The organism is Yersinia sp. Marseille-Q5920, assembly GCF_946902935.1.
Lineage (GTDB): Bacteria > Pseudomonadota > Gammaproteobacteria > Enterobacterales > Enterobacteriaceae > Yersinia > Yersinia rochesterensis.
Window position 1 is genome coordinate 86,155 of the sequence record NZ_CAMPQA010000006.1, and the last position, 21,940, is coordinate 108,094.

Consider the following 21,940-nt stretch of genomic DNA (forward strand, 5'->3'; position numbering starts at 1 on the left):
CCCTGAACGCGCCTGACGACAGAGATAACCCGTGAGGTTTGCTCCTTGGCTATCCTATTTGCTCACACAGAGTCTGTTAGTCAGTCATTCCGTGTCAGCGGCAGATGAGAGCAAACAAGACGAATATGTGTTTGAAGATGCGCTATTGCGCGGCTCAACCCTCGGCTTGGGTTCCATCTCCCGCTTTAATAAAAAAGACAGTTATGAAGCAGGCAAATACCAGGTTGATATCTATATGAACAGCAAATTTGTTGATCGTATCGAGCTGATGTTTATCACCAAAGGTGATGCTGTTGTTCCCTGCTTATCAGTGTCACAACTGCTACAAGCTGGCGTTAATGAAAATGCGCTAGAAAATGCCAATCCGGAAGATAACTGCCTGGATTTTAAATCCCTGCTGCCAGCCAGTGACTATCACTTCGATTATGCCAAATTGCGTTTTGATTTATCGGTTCCGCAACTGTTTGTTAAGCATGTCCCGCGCGGCTATGTTGACCCCCGTAATCTTACGGCGGGAGAAACTATTGGTTTCAGCAATTACAACTTAAACCAATATCATGTGAGCTATAACAAAGAGGGAATTAAACGCAGCACCAATTCAAGCTATTTGAGTTTGAACAGTGGTATCAATGCTGGGATGTGGCGCTTTCGTCAGCAAGGTTCTTTGCGCTACGACGATATTCGTGGAGCAGGCTGGACATCTAACCGGTTGTACAGCCAACGCGCCCTGCCCACTATTGGCAGTGAAATAACCTTGGGTGAGACATTCAGCTCAGGCCAATTTTTCTCCAGTCTCGGGTTTAGCGGCATAGCCCTAAGCACGGATGACCGCATGTTGCCGGAGTCGCAACGGGGCTATGCTCCTGTTGTCAGAGGGATTGCCAGGACTAATGCAAAAGTCACGGTATATCAAAATAATCGGTCAATTTACCAAAGCACCGTTTCACCCGGCCCTTTTGAATTCAATGACTTATCTGCCACCAATTTTGGTGGCGACCTCACTGTTGAGATTCAGGAAGCCGATGGCAGTATCAGTACCTTCCAAGTGCCTTTCTCCTCTGTACCCGAATCATTACGCCCCGGATATTCCCGCTACAACTTTGCAGTCGGCCAGGTTCGTGATCTTGGTAGCCATGAGGTATTCAGCGAACTGACTTACCAACAGGGGGTCAGTAATGCTATTACGGCCAATACTGGGGTGCGCATAGCCTCTGGATATCAGGCCGTTATGCTGGGAGGCGTTTTCACTCACTATATTGGGGCCTTGGGGTTGGATGCGACCTATTCACATGCCAACCTCCCCGGTAATATCAATTCACCCGATAATAGCGATTCATCCCGCAATACAAAACAGAATGGCTGGATGGCGCGTGCTTCTTTCAGCCGTACCTTTGAAGCGACCAACACCACATTATCCGTCGCAGGCTACCGCTATTCCACTGAAGGTTATCGTGATTTAAGTGATGTTTTGGGCATACGGGCGGCAAGTCATGGCAAAGCATGGAGCTCAGGGACTTACCAACAGCGCAGCCGGGCTGAGATATCACTTAACCAGAATCTCAACAATTACGGTTCGCTGTATTTAACCGCCTCTTCGCAGGATTATCGTAATTCGCGCAAGCGGGATACCCAGTTGCAACTGGGTTATGCCAATACCCTATGGCGCAATACCAGCTTTAACCTTGCGGTTTCACAGCAAAAAACCGGTGGCGGCAACAATGAAATTTACTTTGTCGACCCCGGCAGCGGTATGCCAGCAGCCAACGGAGCGAATCAGCTCGCGACTAATGAGACTGTGGTGCAAATGTCCATTTCATTCCCATTAGGGGGCAGCCCACAAGCACCTTATATCTCCGCTGGAGCGGTTAACAGCCGGGTCAGTGGTGCGAGTTATCAAACCTCCCTCGCCGGTGTGATGGGTGACGATCAGTCTTCCAGTTACAGTATGGACTTCGCGCGCAGTGAACAAACCAAAGAAAACACCTTTAGTGGCAGTTTACAAAAACGTTTGCCAAGTACTAGCTTAAGCAGCAGTGCATCACGCAGCCCTGGTTATTGGCAAGGTTCCACCAGTGCGCGAGGTGCGGTGGCCTTCCACAGCGGCGGTGTCACGTTGGGGCCATATCTGAGTGATACTTTTGCGCTGATAGAGGCCAAAGGTGCCAGTGGGGCCAAAGTGATGTATGGACAAGGGGCGAAAATTGACCGTTTCGGTTATGCCTTGGTCCCAACCTTGACGCCGTATCGCTACAATACCATCACCCTCGATCCCGATGGGATGGATTTCAATACTGAACTTCAGGATGGCGAGCGGCAAATTGCTCCCTACGCGGGTTCAGCGGTGAAAGTTAAGTTCCGTACCCTCAGCGGATACCCCCTCTTAGTGACGGTCAAATTGTCTGATGGTAGCCAAGTGCCTATGGGGGCGGTGGTTTACAGCACCATAGGCACCGCTGATAACAAGGACGGCGATGCCCCTCAACATGTGGAGATCGGGATGGTAGGCCAAGCCAGTCAGGCCTATTTACGCGCTGAACATGCCAGTGGGACGCTGTTATTGGTATGGGGAGATGCCGTCAATGAAAGTTGCCTGTTAGATTACGATTTAGGCACGCCGAACAATGATAAACAGCTGTATAAACTCGATGCCTTGTGTGTCGTTACCCAGCATTGAAGCAGAGAAACAGTATGAATCCTATGATACGCCACCGCACTCATCTCTACCGAGATAAGCCCCTTTTCTCTCGTCGCTTGCGATTATTTTTCTCACTCGTTTTATTGAGTTTCGCGATGCCCGGCTATGCTCAATGCGTCTGGAAAGGTGCCAATATCGGCGGCGATAACTACGGCGCTTCATTGCAACTCGGCAGCGTCAATATAACCAGCAATTACATTCAACCCGTTGATTCAATTTTGGCTTCCAGCATCATCAGCCTAGTCCCTGCCCGCTTCTGGTCAGACCCTGAAGCTGTTATCTATGAGTGTGATGTGGCCGATAAAGACAGTTTATTTGAAGTGTTTGCCACTAATGGCGACAGCAATGTCGGTGGCTACACCAATATGGGCGACAACTATTTTCAGACCTTTTTCCCTTATACCGCATTAAAACTGATTCACGTCGAGAGTGGCATCGAGTTCAACCGAATCTGGCAGCAAGTCCCGCTAAAAAAATACGATGTAGTGGGTAATAAAATTCAGATTAAAGGCAAGCATTTCAGTCAAATACGTGCAGAGTTGAAAAAGGTGGGTTCGGTGGATCGCACTCCAGGCCCTTCCAGTTGGGGGTGCCCTGGACCTGCGGCAGACAACTATTCCGGCAGCTACACCTGTAATCAGCCTAATGGTTATGTGGTATTCAAAGGCCCCGGCATGCCAGTGCCGGAAACCGGATATGATTCAGCGACTAATTATCAGACTTGGGGAACAGGTCGCTATATGGCATTTGGTATGAATACCTCGCCGGTTTCTATCCTGACACGTAAAAATACCTGTGTGGTGCGCAATGTTACGCCTTATGTGGTTTTCCCCATTATCACCGTCAATGAACTCAATGATAATCAAACACGTAGCACAGAAATCACCGTCGATATCGAATGCCAATCCGGCACAGAATCGGGTATTAATCGTGGACAAACAGCGCTGGGTATCCAAACATCATTACCGGGGTATTTGATAGCGCAAGGGTTAGGGTTGGTCAATTCTGCTGGCGGGGTCAGTTACTTACTCTCCGATCATTATGGCACTGATAGCCGTATTGCCACTGGCGTTGGGATCAGTCTCAGTGACAGCAACGGAAATGCCATGAATTTTGTCGGCTGGGGCGGGTGTATCAGCAATTGTGCCGCCACGACCAGTGCCGGTTGGTACCCGATTCTCACAGGAGCCAGTGCCAATGGCAGTAACGCTGCGGGATTCAACAATTATCTACATCACTTTACCGCGACATTAAAAAAACTGCCTAACGGCACTCCGACAGCCGGTAAAGTGGATGCCACCGCCTATGTTTTGGTGAAAATACAATGAGATACTTTTGTCTATTTTTGCTTATATTCAGTGTTAATCAACCGGCTATCGCGGGCCTGGTTGCAGCCTCAACCCGAGTCATTTATCAGCCAGAGTCACGCGAACGCACGCTGATGCTGGCGAATACCAATGATTACCCAGTCGTGGTACAAACTTGGATAGATGATGGGGATGTGGACAGCACACCAGATCAAGCTAAAGCGCCCTTTATGGTGTTACCTGCGGTATTTAAAATGCAGCCCGGAGCCGCACAAGGGCTGCGACTCATTAATAAAGGTGACAATCTGCCCACGGATCGGGAATCCGTGTACTGGCTTAATTTGTATGAAATCCCACCAAAATCAAACCGCAATGCTGAGGCTTATGCTCAAGTGGCGATAGCAATGAACACCCAGATGAAGATTTTCTATCGTCCCAATGGATTAACACCTAAACCCGATGAAGCAATGAAAAAGGTCAGTTTTACCCTGCAAAAACAAAATCAAAAATATGCTCTCACTGCTCATAACCCCACGCCATATCACGTTTCATTCGGTCAGATTCAGCTAAAAGACCGCCAGAAAAGCCATATCATCGCGCAGGAGATGAACATGATGATGACTCCATTCACCCAGCGGCAATATCAATTTGAGCATCCCCCCACATCACTCAGCGGTGAACTCACCTTGGACTATATATATTTTGATGATGCTGGTAACCAAGTAAAAAACAGTCAGTTAGTAAAAGTGACACCGTAACACTGACCAATGAATCTGAATCAAAATTCAATAAAAGACTAGAAAATGCACAAGTTTGCTGAAAAACAAGCCAATAAGCTCATTCTCTCAGCAAACGCGCATTTTTAATGTTTTTCTACTTTGACAAACGGCACCACCCCCGCTATTATTCGCCTCGTTCACACGATTCCTCTGTAGTTCAGTCGGTAGAACGGCGGACTGTTAATCCGTATGTCACTGGTTCGAGTCCAGTCAGAGGAGCCAAATTTTAGCGCCCTGGAATTCTTTTGAATTCCGGGGCGTTTTCTATTTCAGCGCTCAATACCGTCACGACAACACCGCACGATCAAATTGCCAACATGCTGGCACGCGCGACTGCTGGGGATGAATTTCTTGATGCGGCTAAAAAAGCTTTATGGGGTGAAAAAATAGCATGTTAGCCACCAATAAATGCTCAACAGCCCCGCCCTACTGAACTCACCAGCAGAGAAAGGCCATCGAGGATAATGCTCATATTACTGATTCAAGGCTTTTTTGGCATCCAACGCCTTGTGGATAGCGGCTTCCAATTCGTTAGCTTCGAATTTCGCTACATAGGCATCGGCCCCTACTTTGCGGACATGGTCTTCATTCGCGCTGCCCGATAACGAAGAATGGATAATGACCGGGATATTCTTCAGGAACTCATCCCGTTTGATATTCAACGTCAGTGTAAAGCCATCCATCTCCGGCATTTCTAAATCGGTTAGCACAAATGAGATTTTATCCGAAATTGGGCGGCCTTCGGCCCTTGCCTCTTCCGCTATCTTCTTGATTTTATTCCACGCTTCCAGGCCGGTGATATGCATTTCTGCGGGAATATCCATCATTTTTAGCGCCTGTTCCAGCATGGAGCGGGCGACTTTAGAATCTTCAGCAACTATGGCCACCGCGCCCGGTTTCAAATCGAAAGTTTTGGTCTTCTCGCTATCAATTTGAACATTGCGGTTGGCCGGAATAATGTCATATAAAATCTGTTCAACATCTAATACCAGCGCCAGCCGGTTACTGGCTTTATCATTGTCGAGACGCGCGATGCTGGTGATATTGCGGCTGTTGACCCCCGCGTCGGCCGCCAGCACCTGGCTCCATTCCAAGCGGACAATATCATCAACAGATTCCACCGCAAATGCCTGGGTACTGCGGGCATATTCCGTCACCAGTAAAATGTTCAACCCAGTTTTGGGTACACAGCCGACGATAGCCGGGAGGTCAATCACAGGAATGATTTCCCCACGAATATTCGCCATGCCCATCATGGGTGAAGCCATGCCCGCCGCTTTGGTTAAACTTGGCATCGGGACTATTTCACGTAATTTGAATACGTTAATACCGTACAGTTCAGACTGCTGTTCCTCCTGAGATTCCCCCAAACGAAACAGCAACAACTCAAATCTGTTAGAGGAGGTGAGATTCGTTCTCTCTTCAATCTCTTTTTGAAAATTATCCATACTTTCCCCGGTACCTTTTTTCTAAGATAGAGAAACTTGTCTCTCTATTATTATCGGCAATGGGTAGAAAATGCTTAATCATTCGACTGATGAAACCGAGAAAACTTTTCAATCCGCGCGCTAAACTGCTACTGACCCGCAAACACTCTTTCACTAAGAAAATCGATAAATACCCGTAACTTAGGCGTGATATAACGCCCGGAGGGCCACACGACATGCAAGCTGACGGTGCGTTTCATATAGCCGTTCAGCAAGGTGCGCAACTTACCTTCCGCCAGTGTATTTCCCATAGAAAAGTCCGGCAGGCAAGCAATCCCCAAGCCGCGCAGAGCAAAACACATTCTGGTTTCAATGTTATTGCACACCATCGAAATGGGGATTTGCAAATCCGGCTCATTGGGCAACGGCCAGGTTTCCAATTTGCCACTGTTGGGATAGCGGTAGTGCAGGCAGATATGGTTAGCCAGCTCACTCGGGTGCATCGGCTCCCCATACTGTTCCAGATAGGCGGGTGAAGCCACTAGCAGCACGTTGGACTGCCCCAACTTACGGGCAGATAGACGGGAATCTGTCAGTTCACCGGTGCGGATCACCGCATCAAACCCCTCTTCGACTACATCAACAATCCGGTCACTGAAATCCAGATCCAGTGCAATATCGGGATAAGCCAACATAAAATCAGCCAATACCGGCAACAGCAAGGTGCTTACCAAGGGAAAACTGACCCGCAATTTACCGCGTGGCTTATCAGCTAATTGCGACATTTCCAGCTCAGCGGCCTCGACCTCGGCTAAAATTCGCCGACTGCGCTCAAGAAAAAGTGCGCCTTCAGAAGTCAGTGCAATACTGCGAGTGCTGCGGTGAAACAGCCTTACCCCCAACCGAGCTTCAAGCCGGGCAATACTTTTACCGACCGCTGAAGCAGAAACGCCCAAGACACGCCCTGCCACCACAAAGCTGCGGGTCTCGGCCACTTGGACAAACACCGCCAGACTGCTCAAGTTATCCATCACATCTCCTATTGCGGACACTCTTGTCCTTTAACACTGGAAATCTACCCCACTTTATCCGGATTGCGTAGCTATCTATTGTTAGATTGCAATCCAGAGTTAAGTCATCATTCATTCAGATTAAGGAATTACTATGTTTGCCAATTCGTTAGCGCCAACACAGCCAGAACTGCTGGCAATCAGAATTAATGCCGTGATTGACAAGGCGCTCGCCGAACAGCGCTTGGTCGGTGCTGTGGTCATGGTGGCGCTTAATGGCGAAACCCATTTCAACCGAGCAGCGGGTTGGGCGAACCGCGAAAACGAACATCCCATGGCGACCAACACTCTGTTTCGATTCGCGTCCATCAGCAAACCGATTGTTTCCACCGCCGCCATGGTGTTAGTCGCACAAGGTAAACTCGACCTTGATGGCGATATTCGCCGCTGGTTACCTGACTTTCAACCACGACTGGCTGACGGGGAATTACCCCAAATTACGGTGCGCCAATTACTCAGCCATACCGCCGGTTTGGGCTATCGTTTTGTTGAAGCGGATGGAAATGGGCCTTATGCGCGCGCGGGCATCTCCGATGGCATGGACCAATCAACCATCACACTGAGTGAAAATTTACGTCGATTGGCGCAGGTGCCGCTGTATTATGCGCCGGGAACCGCATGGGCTTATTCATTGGCAATTGATGTTTTAGGCGCAGTGATTGAGCAAGTTTATGGTCAGCCATTAGATAAAGCCGTGCGGGCGTTGGTCACCGGGCCGCTACAGATGGATGATACTGACTTTTTTGCCCATGATGTCAGCTGGTTAGCGACACCTTATGTCAATGACATTCCTGCGCCCCACCCCTTGCAGGAAGGGGAAATTGCCGTGGTGTTTCCAGATACCGTAGGTATTGAATTTTCCCCTGCTCGCGCGCTCAATCGCGATGCTTTTCCTTCTGGCGGTGCCGGGATGGTGGGCAGTGCCAGCGATCTATTGCGCCTGTTGGAAACCCTGCGTCAGGGCGGTTCGCCCTTACTTCCGGCTGAATGGGTTGATGAGATGGGCCAGGATCAAACTCGCGGTATGACCTTACCGGATTCCCCCGGATTGGGCTTTGGCTTAGGTTTTTCCGTCCTGCGCTCGCCACTCGAGGCCAACTCCCCCGAGTCCGTCGGTACATGGAGCTGGGGCGGCGCGTATGGCCACTCATGGTTTGTTGATAAGATTCAAGGAATAAGCGTCGTCGCTTTGACCAATACTCTCTACGAAGGGATGTCCGGACAGTTTGTTAACGACCTGCGTGATGCTGTCTATGGTGTTGGAGAGCATGGTGTTGGAGGCCAATAATGAAAACAGCACCCTTTCCTCTCGCGGCCTTATTGGCACTGGCGATGACCGGCTTTATTGCCATCATGACCGAGACATTGCCCGCCGGATTATTGCCACAAATCAGCCAGGAATTGGGCGTTTCACAAGCATTGGCGGGCCAATGGGTCACTCTTTATGCTCTGGGTTCGTTAGTGGCGGCCATCCCATTGATTGCGCTGACCCGCAGTTGGGGGCGGCGTAAAGCCTTACTCAGCGCTATTGTCGGGTTTTTCTTATTCAATACACTGACGACTATTTCGCCGTGGTTCAGCTTAACCTTGCTGGCCCGGTTTATGGCCGGTGCCGCGGCAGGACTGGCCTGGGGACTGATTGCCGGTTACGCTCGCCGCATGGTGCAACCTCATCAACAAGGGCGCGCAATGGCGGTTGCCATGACCGGCACACCGCTGGCATTGGCGCTGGGTGTGCCGTTGGGAGCCTGGTTGGGCACAGTCCTCAGTTGGCGCAGCGCATTCGCCATTATGTCAGGATTAACTTTGCTGCTGATTGCCTGGGTTATCGTGAAAGTACCTGATTATCCGGGGCAATCGGCCAAACAGCAGCAACCCGTGCGCAAAGTCTTCATCACCCCCGGCGTGCGCCCCGTTTTGTCGGTTATCGTCCTGTGGATGCTGGCTCACAATATTCTTTATACCTATATTGCGCCTTTTATCGCTCCCGCAGGGTTAGGAAATCAGGTCGATAAAGTGCTGTTAGTCTTTGGGATCAGTGCGCTGGCGGGAATTTGGCTGACCGGGTTAGTGGTGGATCGCTGGTTGCGTGGCGCGGTATTACTGAGCATTGGCACCTTTGTTTTGGCGGCATTGATATTGGCTATTGAAGGAGGAACGCCCGCCGCTATTTACGGCAGCATGGTGTTGTGGGGGCTGAGTTTTGGCGGCGCACCCACCTTATTGCAAACTGCGTCGGCGGACGCCGCAGGGCAAGATGCTGATGTGGCGCAGTCAATGATTGTGGTGGCGTGGAATCTGGCGATTGCGGGCGGTGGGATAGTCGGTGGCTTGCTGCTACAAAGCGCCGGTACAGCCAGTTTCCCATGGGCGGTGCTAGGGTTATTATTCCTGGGGTTAATTATTGTGTGGCAAGCTCAGCAATACGGCTTCAAGCCGGGCATTCGTAGCGCAATGCGCGCTGCAAAATGTTGAAGTGATAAGTCTATACCCTAAATAATTCGCGTTGCAGGAAGGCGGCAAGCGAATGGGAGCAGCTAACACACATGCGGCTTGAAGTATAACGGGTATAAAACACCCACTATTCGGTGGGTGTTTTAAATAGAATTAATTGGCGTAGATAATTTTATCGGAATAAAGTGCTTCAATTGCTTGCTTATGCATATTTTTCTTTTTGTCGGTGACAATAATATCAATATCGTTGATATCACTTATTTTCATTAACCCGCTTTGACCAAACTTACTGGTATCACATAAAATCACTTTCTGTCGGCCCATTGCCAGCATTTTCTTAGCTATACGCCCTTCATCCAGATTTTTCACCATCACACCAAAGTCACTGTCTATTCCGCCCACCCCAACAAAGGTGAAATCAGTATGAATGTCATTCATTTGTTCAATTGTCTGAATACCTAAATTCGCTTTATAAGTATGATTATATTCGCCGCCTAAGACATGCACGGCAGCCATATTATTTTTACTTTTTATTTGATCGGCAATTAAGGATGAATTGGTAAAAACGGTGAATTTTACTAATGGTAAGAATGAAGCGAAAATAAGTGTGGTAGTACACGAATCAATAAATAAGCTATCGTTTTCAGTCACCAGTGAGGCGGCATATTGGCCAATTAACATTTTTTCCTGGCGATTTAAATCCATTCTTTGGGCAAAACTGCCCTCTTGTATATTCTGAACCTTTATCGCACCGCCGTGGACTTTAGTCACTTCGCCACTCTTTTCCAAATAGGAAAGATCTCTGCGGATCGTTTCAGACGTCACACCCAATTCCTCGGACAAACCAATAACAGAAACCTCACCAAGACTATCCAGCTTTTCCAAAATAAACTGTTTACGTTTGATCTGATTCATAAGAATAAAGGCCCGAAGCTGTGCAATATATTTCGTGTCATTCTACGCAATAATTTCATGAAAAAAAAGGCGATTCAGTCACAGTGGCCAGAGTTGATTAATGGCAAAAGCAACCCCGTGCTGGTTATTATCCTGACTGACTCTATCTGCGCAAGATTTGACAAAATCACTGGCATTGCCCATGGCCACGCCGACAGCAGAAAACTGAAACATACTGACATCATTCTCCTGATCGCCAATACTGACCACAAATTTTGAGCTAATATTTAAGTGCTGAGATAAGTAATGCAATGCTTCACCCTTAGTGATGCCCTGTTTCATTATTTCATAATAATGGTGACTGGTTTTACTGAGTGAATATTGGTGGTGAAAATCTTCATCTATTTTATCGGCAACACTATTAATAAAATCAGCCGAACCGACAATAGAGATTTTAACAATATCATCTCGCTGAGTAATATCCTTAGGTTCAATAGACACCAATTTCATAGCAAAGAGTTGAGATTCATAGCGCGTGTAATCACTGACATTCGCTGAGCTGGATATAATATTATCGCGGGTAAAAAAATGATGTGGGAATTCATTTTCTGCCAGCATGGTTATTGCATTTTGCACCGCCCCGCAGCTCAACGGTGTAAAACAAATATCTTTCCTCTCAACTGCGTCATATATCCATGCGCCATTAAACGAAATAAAGTAGCGAATCAGAGGTTCTAACTCAGTATTATGAATAACAGCTGCGATAGCCTTAACCGGCCGGGCTGAACATAAAACCACCGTGCCCTGATGATGAATAACATGCTTTATTGCACGGATATTCTCAGCTGATATTTGGTTTTCCTGATTGAGTAAAGTGCCATCAAGATCAAGAGCCAATAACCTATACATATTTTAACTCCAATAAAAAGGGAGAAAATATTATTGCTAATACATTCTCCCACCTGGCTAATATCCTACCATCAGTGAGTAATAAACTGCGTTACCACATTTTTGGCCGCATTGCAGACCACATTATCAATCGCGGTACCCACCACCAGAATATTAACGCCGGTATCTTTAAATGCTTTGGCATTTTCCAAGTTAATACCGCCCTCGGCTAACGTCGGGACAGAAACCGCGCCGACCAATGCCAACAGGCGCTGTTTGATAACATCAGGAATATCGCCAGCGCCAACACCTTCATAGCTCATGCCGGTCATTAAACCAATCATATCAACACCTAATTCCTCCATCTTTTTCGCCACTTCAGCAACATCCGCCGGGGTTTCAGCCGCAATACCGAAGGTATGCAAATCACTCGGGTGACCAATATAAGCATCCACTGTCAGGCCATATTTATGGGCTAAATCGACCAATTCTTTTAAATCTTCAAAACTGGATTTATGGGTATGTAAACCATCAGCACCAGATTGAGCTATCAATAAAATATCCTGCTCAGTCACCGGAGTGGGCACTGTTTCAGTAAAGCCTCCGGCAATTCCGACAGTAATGAAAATATCGTCCGCCACCACATTGCGCACCCCCTGCACCGCTTCCGCCATTTGCCCGATAGTTATTTCATGGCGGATACGCTCGGCAGCATGCATATTCGTCACACCATTATGGCCACGCGCCAATGCTAATGCCGGGTGATTCGGTTCTAATAATTTAACACCTGAATCGCATACTGCTTTCGCTAAGCGAGCATCATCTCCGGTTATTCCGGTACTCAGAATAGTTTGACCGCCATGTAACGCAATTGCGTTGCGTACTTTATCCATAGCGACGGAACGTTTTTTACTCATATCAGCGTTGAACATATTTACCTCTACTTGATTTATATAAAACTGCTTTTTTAATTGTTAACTTTTAGCCGAAATCCCTGGTGTTGGTGATTCGGGTACAGCCTTTTTAATTGCTACAAATTTATTAGCTAACAGAGTGATAACGCAGGTCAACACCAGTGTTACCGTCATAACTATCGCCATATAAAAAGCGTTATTTGATAAGAATGGTGAGGCGAAAGCAGGGACATAAGCCACACCTTTAATATTTAAGAATCCCAGTAACATTCCGCCGACACCGGCTGAGAATATCGCGCCAGCGAAGACGACTTTATTAGAGAACATAAACGGATAAGCTGATTCGACGAACGTCCCGAAACCCAAGTTAATTAATAATCCTGGGGCGGCAACCGCAGCTTCACTTTTTTCTCGTGGTGCAATGACGTTTGCCAGGTTAATACCGGCCGCAACCATCACCAGCCCGACCATATCCACGGCACCAAGGAAACTGACACCGGATTTTTCCATTTCCAGCAAGACCAGTGGCAATATTACTGCGTGATAAACTCCCCCCAGAATAGCCGGCCAAATAACCAAACCTGCCAGTAATCCCGCTAAAATTGGGCTGAAAGCCAGGGTGGCTTCGATAGCTAATTTAATATAGTCGCCCGCAGCTAAGGCCAGTGGGCTAAGCAGGTAATACATCACCAAACCGGAGAATAAACCGGACAAACCGCCCGCCACAATGTTGGTAGTGGTCATTGGGAATTGCCATTTCAGACACAGCCCGAACAGATAGCGCACCATAATACCCGCGCCGATCCCGCCCAGAATACCGCCAATTAACCCGCCTTCAACTGATAGCACACCGGCAACCACACCCGCCACAATCGACACTTCATCTAGCTCGGAAACCTGTTTGGCCGCAATAACCGCGACAATCACCGGCAGTCCCTTGAGCAACAATTCAAAGATAGCATTCAGTGATTGCAGCCCTGGGATATGGCTGAGCGCCAACACAATAGCCATGGCGATAAAACCGGGTAAAGCCGGGATCATGATGCTGCGAATATTGATTCTTTTTAACAGACTTTTATCGCTACCCGGCATATTGGCATCGGCGCTGCCCAATACTGGGGTATATTTTATCTGCCAGTATTTGCACAAAGAGGCAGTAAAAGAGATGGCCCGGGTACGGCTATTGGTGCCAGTGGTGCCGGAGGTGGCAATCACATTGGCACCTTTGGAAGTGATAATCGCCATTGAGGTGCCGCCAGTGCCGACAATTGGGATTTTCTTTTCTATCGCCGCCAGAATAGCTTCTTTATTACTGCGATCAGGATCAGCACTCATAATGATGATGCCGTCGATAGCACCAGCTCGGATTTGGGCCGCAATGGCTGCATCCGAGGATTTTACCGCGTCATTCACCTCTGACAATTTTCCCTGAAAGCTAATCTGAGGTTTATCGCTGTCCTCTGCGGTAATTGAATACACAGCAGCGGCGGTGGTCGGTTTTGCCACATCCATTGATTCTTCCGCTGCAATAAATTGCACCGCACTGACACCTAACCCCACAGAGTGAAGTTGAGTATAGATTTCTTGTAGAAGTCTTTCGGGGTATGCACCACCGAGATTGAACAGATTTCCCCCGCTGCTTCCGAGTATTGCTACATTTTTCATGTCGGGCCTCAAAAGATAAGAAATGTTATAAAGTGTTATTATGTTTTTAACTGCAATTCACAATCACAGAAATAACAATTCAAAGCAACATTAAACAACATAACATCACTTATTAGCCCCATTAACCTAATAGCTATTAACTTCATCAAGAAAGTAAAACTCTCAACAATTTAAACCAATATTCTTTAAAATTAAGATAGGTCAACATTAAAAGCCACAAAGTTGCTTTTTGTTGTTTTATTTTGTTTTGTTGTTTTCGTGATGAAGTTCAAATATTAGTGACGATCGTCACTTAAAGAGGGAAATCAAACAGAAGAATGCAGAGTGGTTTATTGCAGACATAATCGATAGCGGCTAATAAGCCGCCATGACTGCCATCATAATCAAGCCTTTGGCCGATAACGCCATAACCAACGGCCAGTGGACATGCGGCGATAAAACAACACGCCGCGCACTATCCAATCAAGGAACATCCCCATCCAAACGCCGGTAACACCAAACCCTAATGTCACCCCCAGAATATAACCAGCGACAATACGGCATCCCCACATTCCGGCGAGTGCCACCCACATGGTGTAACTGGCATCTTTCGCCCCTTTCAGCCCTGAGGGCAGCACCCAAGCCGCCGCCCAAATCGGCATAAATAGCGCATTAATCCAAATTAGGTGCTTAACGACCGCGATAACCCCCGGTTCATGGGTATATAACGACGCCAGAAATCCGGCACTGGGGATCGACAGCAGGGCAATAAAACACACCCCAAGAGTCGATAACCAAAAGATATGTTTGAGTTGACGAATAGGCTGCAAGATCTGCCCTTTCCCCAAGCGAGTCCCGATAATGATCGTCGAGGTATATCCCAGCGCATTACCCGGTAAGTTAATCAGCCCGACGATGGAAAACGCGATAAAGTTACCCGCTATCACTTCGGTGCCCATTCCAGCGACAAAACGCTGTGTAATTAGTTTGCCGATGTTAAACATCACCGACTCAACACTGGCAGGAATACCAATACTTAAAACCTCAAACATAATGGCTGAGGTAAAGGGCATAAAATAGGCTTTAAAGGGGATCCGCAGCGTATTATTTGCCCCGAAAATCAGCACTAACACCACCACCAAAGCGCCTAAGTAACGGGAAAGCGTGATGCCGATACCCGCCCCGACAAAGCCCAGTCCCGGCCAACGCCCCACGCCATAAATCAGCACGCTACTGATAGCAATATTGAGAATATTCATGGCGATATTGATAAACATCGGCAACCGCGTATTACCGGCACCGCGCAATGCGCCGCATCCCACCAGAGTTATCGCCATTGCCGGGTAATTCCACACCGTCAAATGCAGATAGGTCAGCGCCATCTTTTTGACTTCAGGATCAGCCTGACTGGCCATCAGATTGATAATGGTGTCTCCGGCAAAATGTACCAGCAGCACCAATAATAGCGAGATTAAGACCAGCAGAGAGATGGATTCGCGCGCTGCGGTTTGTGCCTGTTTGCGCTTACGTTGCCCCAAACTGAATGACACCACCACCGACGTACCAAGCGCTACAGAGGCAAAAAAAGCGGCGATGAGCATATTGAAGCTGTCGGCTAACCCGACTGCGGCCATGGCTTCTTTGCCCAACCAACTGACTAACAGAGTGCTAAACACCCCCATCAGCAGCACACACAGACCCTCAATAAACAGTGGGATCGCCAGCGGCGTTATCTCTCGCCAAAACAGCACTCGATAGGATTTCCGCTTTTTATACCATGCATTTTCGCAAAAGATTTTCAACTTAATATACTCGAATTATTTAAGGTATATACTCGATAAAAGTCGATATACACATTATAACAGAACAGTAAATTAATTTATATGAAACATCATTTCACAAAAACACCAATGAAATAGTTATGCAATAAAACACACATAAATATGCAAAATCTCTTTGACTCTACCCCTAGTTTTGCGATATCAATGTAGGCATTGAAACCTTTGCCAGACAGACCTAATTTATACAGGATTTAATTGATGACAACTATTCTCAAACACCTTCCTATTAATCAGCGTGTTGGTATTGCTTTTTCTGGTGGTTTGGATACCAGCGCGGCCCTATTATGGATGCAGAAAAAAGGGGCGATTCCTTACGCCTATACTGCCAATCTGGGCCAGCCTGATGAAGAAGATTACGAAGCTATTCCACGTAAAGCCATGGAGTACGGTGCAGAGAAAGCTCGCCTGATTGATTGCCGTAAACAACTGGTTGCTGAAGGGATTGCCGCTATTCAATGTGGCGCTTTCCACAATACCACCGCGGGTGTAACTTACTTTAACACCACCCCACTGGGCCGTGCTGTCACTGGCACCATGCTGGTTGCCGCCATGAAAGAAGATGGCGTGAATATCTGGGGTGATGGCAGCACTTATAAAGGTAACGATATAGAGCGTTTCTATCGTTACGGCCTGTTGACTAATGCTGAACTAAAAATTTATAAACCTTGGCTGGATACCGATTTTATCGATGAATTAGGTGGCCGCCATGAGATGTCCGAATTTATGATTCAATCCGGTTTCGACTACAAAATGTCGACCGAGAAAGCCTATTCCACTGACTCCAACATGTTGGGGGCGACTCACGAAGCCAAAGATCTGGAATACCTGAACTCTAGCGTCAAAATCGTTAATCCGATTATGGGCGTAAAATTCTGGGACGAAAATGTCGTGGTGAAAGCGGAAGAAGTGTCTGTCCGTTTTGAGCGCGGGTATCCGGTTGCGCTAAATGGTGTGGTGTTTGAAGACAGTGTAGAACTGATGATGGAAGCCAATCGTATTGGTGGGCGTCATGGTTTGGGGATGAGCGATCAGATTGAAAACCGTATTATCGAAGCTAAAAGCCGTGGTATTTACGAAGCCCCAGGAATGGCATTGCTGCACATTGCTTATGAGCGCCTGCTGACCGGTATTCATAACGAAGATACCATTGAGCAATACCATGCTAATGGCCGTGTTCTGGGCCGTTTGCTGTATCAAGGCCGTTGGTTTGATCCACAAGCGCTGATGCTGCGTGACTCGGCCCAGCGTTGGGTTGCCAGCGAAATCACCGGTGAAGTGACACTAGAACTGCGTCGTGGTAATGACTATTCCATCTTGAATACTGTGTCTGAAAATCTCACTTATCAGCCAGAGCGTTTGACCATGGAAAAAGGCGATTCTGTATTTTCACCAGATGACCGTATTGGTCAGTTGACTATGCGTAATCTGGATATCACTGATACCCGTAAGAAACTCTTTAGCTACGCCACCACTGGGTTATTATCTTCTTCAGCCGAGGTAGGTTTGCCACAGGTGGATAATAATAATTTGGGCGCGCGCGGGATTCAGGATAAGAACAAGTAACTCTTTTTTAAATACCAACCGGATCAGTTTTAAGTGATCCGGTTTTTTTTGCAATGGCGCTCCACTTTAGAACGCCACTTAAAATCATAATAATCAATGTGATAACTGCCGTTCTTTAAACTCAACTGGGTCATGCTTATATTGGAAAGCAAAAACAAAAATAATCACCAGAACAACAGTATACGCGGCAAAAGATAACCAAATACTATTCCAATCCTTTACACCATTGACAGTAAAATAATCAACCACATGCCCACTGGCTATCGCGCCGACATAAGCTCCGACGCCATTGACCATCGTCATAAATAAGCCTTGTGCGCTGCCTCTGATATTATGATCCACTTCTTTCTCGACATAAATTGCACCAGAAATATTAAAGAAGTCAAAGGCACAACCATATACCACCATGGATAACAGTAATAAAAAGATGCCAGTGGCAGACGGGTCACCATAGGCAAACAAGGTGAAACGTAGAGTCCAGGCAATCATACTGATCATCATCACGCGCTTAATACCAAAGCGAGATAAGAAGAACGGAATGGTGAGAATGAAAAATACTTCGGCGATTTGTGCCATCGATAATAAAATTGATGGGTATTGAACTACCAGACTGTCGTGATAAATCGGATTTTTTGCAAAATCATGCAGGAATGGACTACTGAAAGTATGACTAATTTGTAATGAGGCACCCAGCAACATAGCAAACAGGAAGAAAATGGCCATCTTCTTCTGTTTAAATAATACGAAAGCATCAAGCCCTAAAATATTAACCCACGTGCGGTCTCTTTTAATATTAGAGGTTGGACAGCTGGGTAACGAAAGAGCGTACATCGCTAATATCAATGCAGCACCTGAAGCAATATAAAGCTGAATATTGCTCAATTCAAACCCGGATAAACTGATCGCCCACATGGCAAAAATAAAACCAATGGTGCCAAAAACGCGCACTGGCGGGAAATCTTTAATTGTATCCAACCCGGCTTTTTCTAAACAAATATAAGAAATGGTGTTAGCTAATGCAATCGTCGGCATATAAACCATCGCATTGAACAGCATAACAAAGAACATAAAATTAGGGTCTGTGATATTCGCCGCAATCAGCAATGCAATTGCCCCCAATAGATGGCAACAAGCATAGAGAATATTGGCTTTTATCCAACGGTCAGCAATGATACCAATAATACTCGGCATTAAAATACAGGCAATTCCCTTGGCCCCATAGACCAAACCGACTTGTGAACCGGTAAAATTCAGCGTATTCATCATGTAAGCGCCCAGTGTCACTAACCAAGCTCCCCAGATGAAAAACTGCAAAAAGAACATAACTTTAAGCCGTTTTTTTATTATCATTTTTATTCTCCGTGATACTAACGTGTCGAGGGAGTTATTTTTGCTTATTGAGTTTGTAGGGGACTTCCCTCTTCAGAGATATCCTTTCGTACTTGAAATTGCGCGGTTATGAGCGGTAACACCAAATACGAAAGGGTTAGAGTTTGTCGATCAGCTTTGTGCTTTGCTTTTCAAGAAAGCTTCAATCAGTTTGGTGAAGTTAACTGACGCTAATTTTGCACATTTTAAGGTTTGTTCATGGGATAGAACCACATCGGAAAGGCCTTCAGCCAAGTTAGTAATCGCGGTCAATGCAATCACTTTCAAACCACAGTGTGCTGCAGACAAAACCTCTGGCACCACAGACATGCCCACTACGTCACCGCCAATAATTTGCATCATGCGAATTTCAGCTGGCGTTTCAAAACAGGGGCCAGGATAAGAGACAAACACCCCCTCGGTCAGAGGAATATCAAGTTGTTGGGCAATATTAGCCATATCGGCGCGCAAATCTTTATCATAGGCATTCGCCAGACTAAAGAAACGTGGACCAAAACGATCGTCATTAGGCCCAACCAGTGGCGTGCCCGGCATGGTATTAATATGATCTTTCAGCATCACCACTGAACCTGGTAATACTTCTGGCCGTAATGAACCGGCAGCATTAGTACAGAAAAGGAATTCGCAACCCATGAGTTTAAATGTGCGCACTGGGTTGATCATGATACTCATGCCTTTACCTTCGTAAAAGTGGCCACGGCCTTTCATGCACATCACAGGAACACCAAATAGGGTGCCTAAAACTAATTCACCGGCATGACCGTGAACTGAGCTTACGGGGAAACCGGGGATATCAGCGTAGCTAATGGTGGTTTCATTGCTAATTTGGGCGACTAAATCACCGAGTCCTGAACCTAAAATAAATGCAATTCGGGGCTTAAATCCGGGTTTTATTTTCTGAATAACATCGACAGCTTGAAATGGTAATTCACTGAAATCAGCATCAATATTTGAATTTACTGTTGTCATAATAATAACCCTTAATTATTTTCATTTAATGTCTATCAAATAAGCATGTTAAATAATAAATATTGTAGAGACATAGGTAATCTATCGTAGTGGGTTATGACGTAACCAATACTAAAAACCTGCTTATCGATACTTAAAAGGTAATGGTTCAGTGTCTGTTTCCACGTAATTATCGTCGATCACAAGATGGTAATAGGGATAGACATGACAACCAGGATACTTAAAGCACATTTACAAATGCTGGGATTTACCGCGCTACTCGGCGGTTCCTTTATTGCCAGCGCAACCATCAGTAATGCATTACCGCCCATGGTTATTACTTGGCTGAGATATGCCATCGCCAGCCTGCTTTTTATTGTTTTGCTGGTAAGCCAGGGTTTACTAAAGCGACCTAACTATCGCGACTTAGGCCGCTATACTCTCATTAGCCTGCCACCGCTGCTCTATTTTGCTTGTATGATATTTTCACTTCAGACGACCAGTGCATTAAATTCAAGTGCGTTATACACCACGGTGCCCTTAATGAGCATGATAATGAGCGGGGTATTACTGAAAGCAAGATCCACATGGTCAGTATTTACAGCTTTATTAATGGGTATTTTGGGGGCATTACTCATCATTTTTAAAGGCGACTTGTCCCAGTTATTGCAATTGTCATTAATTCCATCTGATTATCTATTTCTATTTGGTTGCCTGGGTATGGCACTGAATCCTATCGTGGTGAAAAAATTACATCGAGGTGAACCCGCACTGGTTTTGACTGGCTGGAGTTTAATTTGCGCCACGTTATTATTGACGGCGATCGTTGTTTATCAACTTCCTAAGATTGAATGGCGCAATATCAGCGTAATAACCTGGAGTGGCGTTTTTTACCTTGCCACTTTTGCTACCGCATTAAGTTTCTTTTTGTTCCAAAAAGCCTGTATTGTGCTGTCTCCAGCCAAAGTCTCCGGTTATGTGTATCTGATTCCGCTGTCAGTTATTGCGACAAATGTGATGTTAGGACAGGTAATAAATTGGCAGGAGATAGCCGTTGGAGCCGTTTTAGTCATTATCGCGATGGCTATTTTGGTCAAGGCTAAGTGATATTGACTCAGCCCGCATTTAAAATAACTCAAGCAGCTGCTCTAATGCCTGAGTCATCGCGCCAGGATGATAAACGGCAAACAAATCGGCAGAGAGATTTTCTTTCAGTGGGATAAATTTAATATTTGGCCAAGGAATTTCCTGCATGCTTTCAGGAACTAAGGCGATACCCAGATTGCTGTTTACAAAAGCCAATTGGGTTTGTGGCTCATCAAATTGGTAAATAGTCCGCGGCTTACAGCCAGCACTAAGGCAGCTATTATATATTTTTTTTGAGTAACCGGAGTTAGTAAAGGTGAGAAAGATTAAGTTCTGACCCGATAAGTCTTTTAGAGAAAGTATTTCACTCTCGGCCAGTTCACTCTCATGAGATACCGCCACCGCTACGCGTTGCTTTTCGACCCGCTGATAGACTAGCGCAGGATTCTGTTCCAAATCAGCACAGCGCCAAAATCCGATATCAAGTTTCTTATTTAATAATGCTTCATACTGCTTACTCGGCGGGAATTCATGCAAAGACCACGTGGTATTAGGATTAAGTGTATTGAAGTTCTTAAACTTCTCTAATAGCTGATGCCAAAGAGCTGAACCAATGATACCGATATTAAGGTGGCTTTGTTCATGGCGAGCAATATAAGAGACACGGCTTAATGAATTTTCAATATTCTCGAAAACTTCTTTCATTTCAGCCTGCATCATTTCGCCAGCAAGGGTTAATACAACATTGCGGCTATCCCGTATAAACAAAGGGAATCCTAAGGCATCTTCTAATTCTTTAATTTGTAAACTGAGTGGCGGCTGAGAGATATGTAGGCGTTCAGCGGCTTTTCCGAAGTGCAATTCTTCTGAAACGACTAAAAAATAGCGAATCATTTTTAAATTGATACGGCCGGAAAAAAGAAGCTTCTGCATGCATTATATCCAATTATTTTACTGCTTAACCTGCATTATGTTTTTGATACTAACATTATCTGATTACCCAATGACTAAAAAACCACCCGAATGATTCAAAGCCATTGG

The 21,940-nt window shown here is 46.3% G+C and carries 18 protein-coding genes and 1 tRNA gene; 9 read left to right on the plus strand and 10 right to left on the minus strand.

Going from position 1 to position 21,940, the window contains the following annotated elements:
* Window positions 1–31 precede the first annotated feature (31 nt).
* The 5 genes from OVO64_RS10460 to OVO64_RS10480 all read left to right on the plus strand — a co-directional run bounded on the left by OVO64_RS10460 (window position 32) and on the right by OVO64_RS10480 (window position 5,179).
* Window positions 32–2,674, plus strand: a complete 2,643-nt coding sequence (locus OVO64_RS10460; protein ID WP_038634006.1) for a fimbria/pilus outer membrane usher protein — start codon at window positions 32–34, stop codon at window positions 2,672–2,674.
* 14 nt (window positions 2,675–2,688) lie between these two features.
* Window positions 2,689–4,023 (plus strand): fimbrial protein, encoded by a 1,335-nt coding sequence (locus OVO64_RS10465; RefSeq protein ID WP_038634009.1) that lies wholly within the window; start codon window positions 2,689–2,691, stop codon window positions 4,021–4,023.
* Window positions 4,020–4,760: a molecular chaperone gene (locus OVO64_RS10470; protein ID WP_038634012.1), complete on the plus strand. Its 741-nt coding sequence runs from the start codon at window positions 4,020–4,022 to the stop codon at window positions 4,758–4,760. The genes OVO64_RS10465 and OVO64_RS10470 overlap by 4 nt, the downstream gene beginning before the upstream one ends.
* A 167-nt stretch (window positions 4,761–4,927) precedes the next feature.
* Window positions 4,928–5,003: transfer RNA gene (locus OVO64_RS10475), tRNA-Asn, on the plus strand.
* A 23-nt stretch (window positions 5,004–5,026) separates the two neighbouring features.
* The gene (locus OVO64_RS10480; protein ID WP_155409525.1) at window positions 5,027–5,179 is read left to right on the plus strand and encodes a hypothetical protein; all 153 of its coding nucleotides are present in this window, start codon (window positions 5,027–5,029) and stop codon (window positions 5,177–5,179) included.
* Between the two features lie 75 nt (window positions 5,180–5,254).
* Here OVO64_RS10480 and OVO64_RS10485 read toward each other — a convergent pair whose 3' ends face one another.
* The gene (locus OVO64_RS10485) at window positions 5,255–6,229 is read right to left on the minus strand and encodes a chemotaxis protein (RefSeq protein WP_038634015.1); all 975 of its coding nucleotides are present in this window, start codon (window positions 6,227–6,229) and stop codon (window positions 5,255–5,257) included.
* A 128-nt stretch (window positions 6,230–6,357) separates the two neighbouring features.
* Window positions 6,358–7,239 (minus strand): LysR family transcriptional regulator, encoded by an 882-nt coding sequence (locus OVO64_RS10490; protein ID WP_038634018.1) that lies wholly within the window; start codon window positions 7,237–7,239, stop codon window positions 6,358–6,360.
* A gap of 133 nt (window positions 7,240–7,372) precedes the next feature.
* On the opposite strand from OVO64_RS10490, the gene OVO64_RS10495 reads away from it, so the two are divergent.
* Together OVO64_RS10495 and OVO64_RS10500 are read left to right on the plus strand one after the other, a co-directional pair.
* On the plus strand, window positions 7,373–8,566 hold the full coding sequence (locus OVO64_RS10495) for a serine hydrolase domain-containing protein (RefSeq protein ID WP_267248758.1): 1,194 nt from the start codon (window positions 7,373–7,375) through the stop codon (window positions 8,564–8,566).
* Window positions 8,566–9,753: an MFS transporter gene (locus OVO64_RS10500; RefSeq protein ID WP_145585883.1), complete on the plus strand. Its 1,188-nt coding sequence runs from the start codon at window positions 8,566–8,568 to the stop codon at window positions 9,751–9,753. The genes OVO64_RS10495 and OVO64_RS10500 overlap by 1 nt, the downstream gene beginning before the upstream one ends.
* Before the next feature lie 132 nt (window positions 9,754–9,885).
* Here OVO64_RS10500 and OVO64_RS10505 read toward each other — a convergent pair whose 3' ends face one another.
* The 5 genes from OVO64_RS10505 to OVO64_RS10525 all read right to left on the minus strand — a co-directional run bounded on the left by OVO64_RS10505 (window position 9,886) and on the right by OVO64_RS10525 (window position 15,874).
* Complete coding sequence (locus tag OVO64_RS10505) at window positions 9,886–10,647, minus strand: DeoR/GlpR family DNA-binding transcription regulator (RefSeq protein WP_038634026.1); 762 nt, start codon at window positions 10,645–10,647, stop codon at window positions 9,886–9,888.
* Window positions 10,648–10,725: 78 nt separating this feature from the next.
* Window positions 10,726–11,535, minus strand: coding sequence for a Cof-type HAD-IIB family hydrolase (locus tag OVO64_RS10510; protein WP_038634029.1), 810 nt, complete (start codon window positions 11,533–11,535; stop codon window positions 10,726–10,728).
* A 71-nt stretch (window positions 11,536–11,606) separates the two neighbouring features.
* Complete coding sequence (locus OVO64_RS10515) at window positions 11,607–12,446, minus strand: histidine biosynthesis protein (protein WP_038634032.1); 840 nt, start codon at window positions 12,444–12,446, stop codon at window positions 11,607–11,609.
* 42 nt (window positions 12,447–12,488) lie between these two features.
* Complete coding sequence (locus OVO64_RS10520) at window positions 12,489–14,093, minus strand: PTS sugar transporter (protein WP_038634034.1); 1,605 nt, start codon at window positions 14,091–14,093, stop codon at window positions 12,489–12,491.
* A 383-nt stretch (window positions 14,094–14,476) separates the two neighbouring features.
* Window positions 14,477–15,874: an EmmdR/YeeO family multidrug/toxin efflux MATE transporter gene (locus tag OVO64_RS10525; protein ID WP_050291662.1), complete on the minus strand. Its 1,398-nt coding sequence runs from the start codon at window positions 15,872–15,874 to the stop codon at window positions 14,477–14,479.
* A gap of 237 nt (window positions 15,875–16,111) precedes the next feature.
* Between OVO64_RS10525 and argG the strand changes: the two genes are divergently transcribed.
* Complete coding sequence (gene argG, locus OVO64_RS10530) at window positions 16,112–17,476, plus strand: argininosuccinate synthase (protein ID WP_038634044.1); 1,365 nt, start codon at window positions 16,112–16,114, stop codon at window positions 17,474–17,476.
* Between the two features lie 93 nt (window positions 17,477–17,569).
* On the opposite strand, the gene OVO64_RS10535 is transcribed toward argG, so the two are convergent.
* Both OVO64_RS10535 and xapA read right to left on the minus strand, forming a co-directional pair.
* On the minus strand, window positions 17,570–18,826 hold the full coding sequence (locus OVO64_RS10535) for a nucleoside permease (protein WP_050291661.1): 1,257 nt from the start codon (window positions 18,824–18,826) through the stop codon (window positions 17,570–17,572).
* A 150-nt stretch (window positions 18,827–18,976) separates the two neighbouring features.
* Complete coding sequence (gene xapA, locus OVO64_RS10540; protein WP_038634050.1) at window positions 18,977–19,834, minus strand: xanthosine phosphorylase; 858 nt, start codon at window positions 19,832–19,834, stop codon at window positions 18,977–18,979.
* A 237-nt stretch (window positions 19,835–20,071) separates the two neighbouring features.
* Between xapA and OVO64_RS10545 the strand changes: the two genes are divergently transcribed.
* Complete coding sequence (locus OVO64_RS10545; protein ID WP_038634053.1) at window positions 20,072–20,920, plus strand: DMT family transporter; 849 nt, start codon at window positions 20,072–20,074, stop codon at window positions 20,918–20,920.
* A gap of 18 nt (window positions 20,921–20,938) precedes the next feature.
* Here the strand turns inward: OVO64_RS10545 and OVO64_RS10550 are convergent, their stop codons facing one another.
* Window positions 20,939–21,832, minus strand: coding sequence for a LysR family transcriptional regulator (locus tag OVO64_RS10550; protein ID WP_145509770.1), 894 nt, complete (start codon window positions 21,830–21,832; stop codon window positions 20,939–20,941).
* Window positions 21,833–21,940 lie beyond the last annotated feature (108 nt).

Excerpts from the sequence above, each read along its gene's own strand:
- OVO64_RS10495 (WP_267248758.1), top strand. The coding sequence starts at position 7,373 with ATGTTTGCCAATTCGTTAGCGCCAACACAGCCAGAACTGCTGGCAATC.
- OVO64_RS10535 (WP_050291661.1), bottom strand. The coding sequence starts at position 18,826 with ATGATAATAAAAAAACGGCTTAAAGTTATGTTCTTTTTGCAGTTTTTC.
- OVO64_RS10500 (WP_145585883.1), top strand. The coding sequence starts at position 8,566 with ATGAAAACAGCACCCTTTCCTCTCGCGGCCTTATTGGCACTGGCGATG.
- OVO64_RS10485 (WP_038634015.1), bottom strand. The coding sequence starts at position 6,229 with ATGGATAATTTTCAAAAAGAGATTGAAGAGAGAACGAATCTCACCTCC.
- OVO64_RS10470 (WP_038634012.1), top strand. The coding sequence starts at position 4,020 with ATGAGATACTTTTGTCTATTTTTGCTTATATTCAGTGTTAATCAACCG.
- OVO64_RS10490 (WP_038634018.1), bottom strand. The coding sequence starts at position 7,239 with ATGGATAACTTGAGCAGTCTGGCGGTGTTTGTCCAAGTGGCCGAGACC.
- OVO64_RS10510 (WP_038634029.1), bottom strand. The coding sequence starts at position 11,535 with ATGTATAGGTTATTGGCTCTTGATCTTGATGGCACTTTACTCAATCAG.
- xapA (WP_038634050.1), bottom strand. The coding sequence starts at position 19,834 with ATGACAACAGTAAATTCAAATATTGATGCTGATTTCAGTGAATTACCA.
- OVO64_RS10515 (WP_038634032.1), bottom strand. The coding sequence starts at position 12,446 with ATGTTCAACGCTGATATGAGTAAAAAACGTTCCGTCGCTATGGATAAA.
- OVO64_RS10465 (WP_038634009.1), top strand. The coding sequence starts at position 2,689 with ATGAATCCTATGATACGCCACCGCACTCATCTCTACCGAGATAAGCCC.
- argG (WP_038634044.1), top strand. The coding sequence starts at position 16,112 with ATGACAACTATTCTCAAACACCTTCCTATTAATCAGCGTGTTGGTATT.
- OVO64_RS10520 (WP_038634034.1), bottom strand. The coding sequence starts at position 14,093 with ATGAAAAATGTAGCAATACTCGGAAGCAGCGGGGGAAATCTGTTCAAT.
- OVO64_RS10505 (WP_038634026.1), bottom strand. The coding sequence starts at position 10,647 with ATGAATCAGATCAAACGTAAACAGTTTATTTTGGAAAAGCTGGATAGT.
- OVO64_RS10550 (WP_145509770.1), bottom strand. The coding sequence starts at position 21,832 with ATGCAGAAGCTTCTTTTTTCCGGCCGTATCAATTTAAAAATGATTCGC.
- OVO64_RS10545 (WP_038634053.1), top strand. The coding sequence starts at position 20,072 with ATGCTGGGATTTACCGCGCTACTCGGCGGTTCCTTTATTGCCAGCGCA.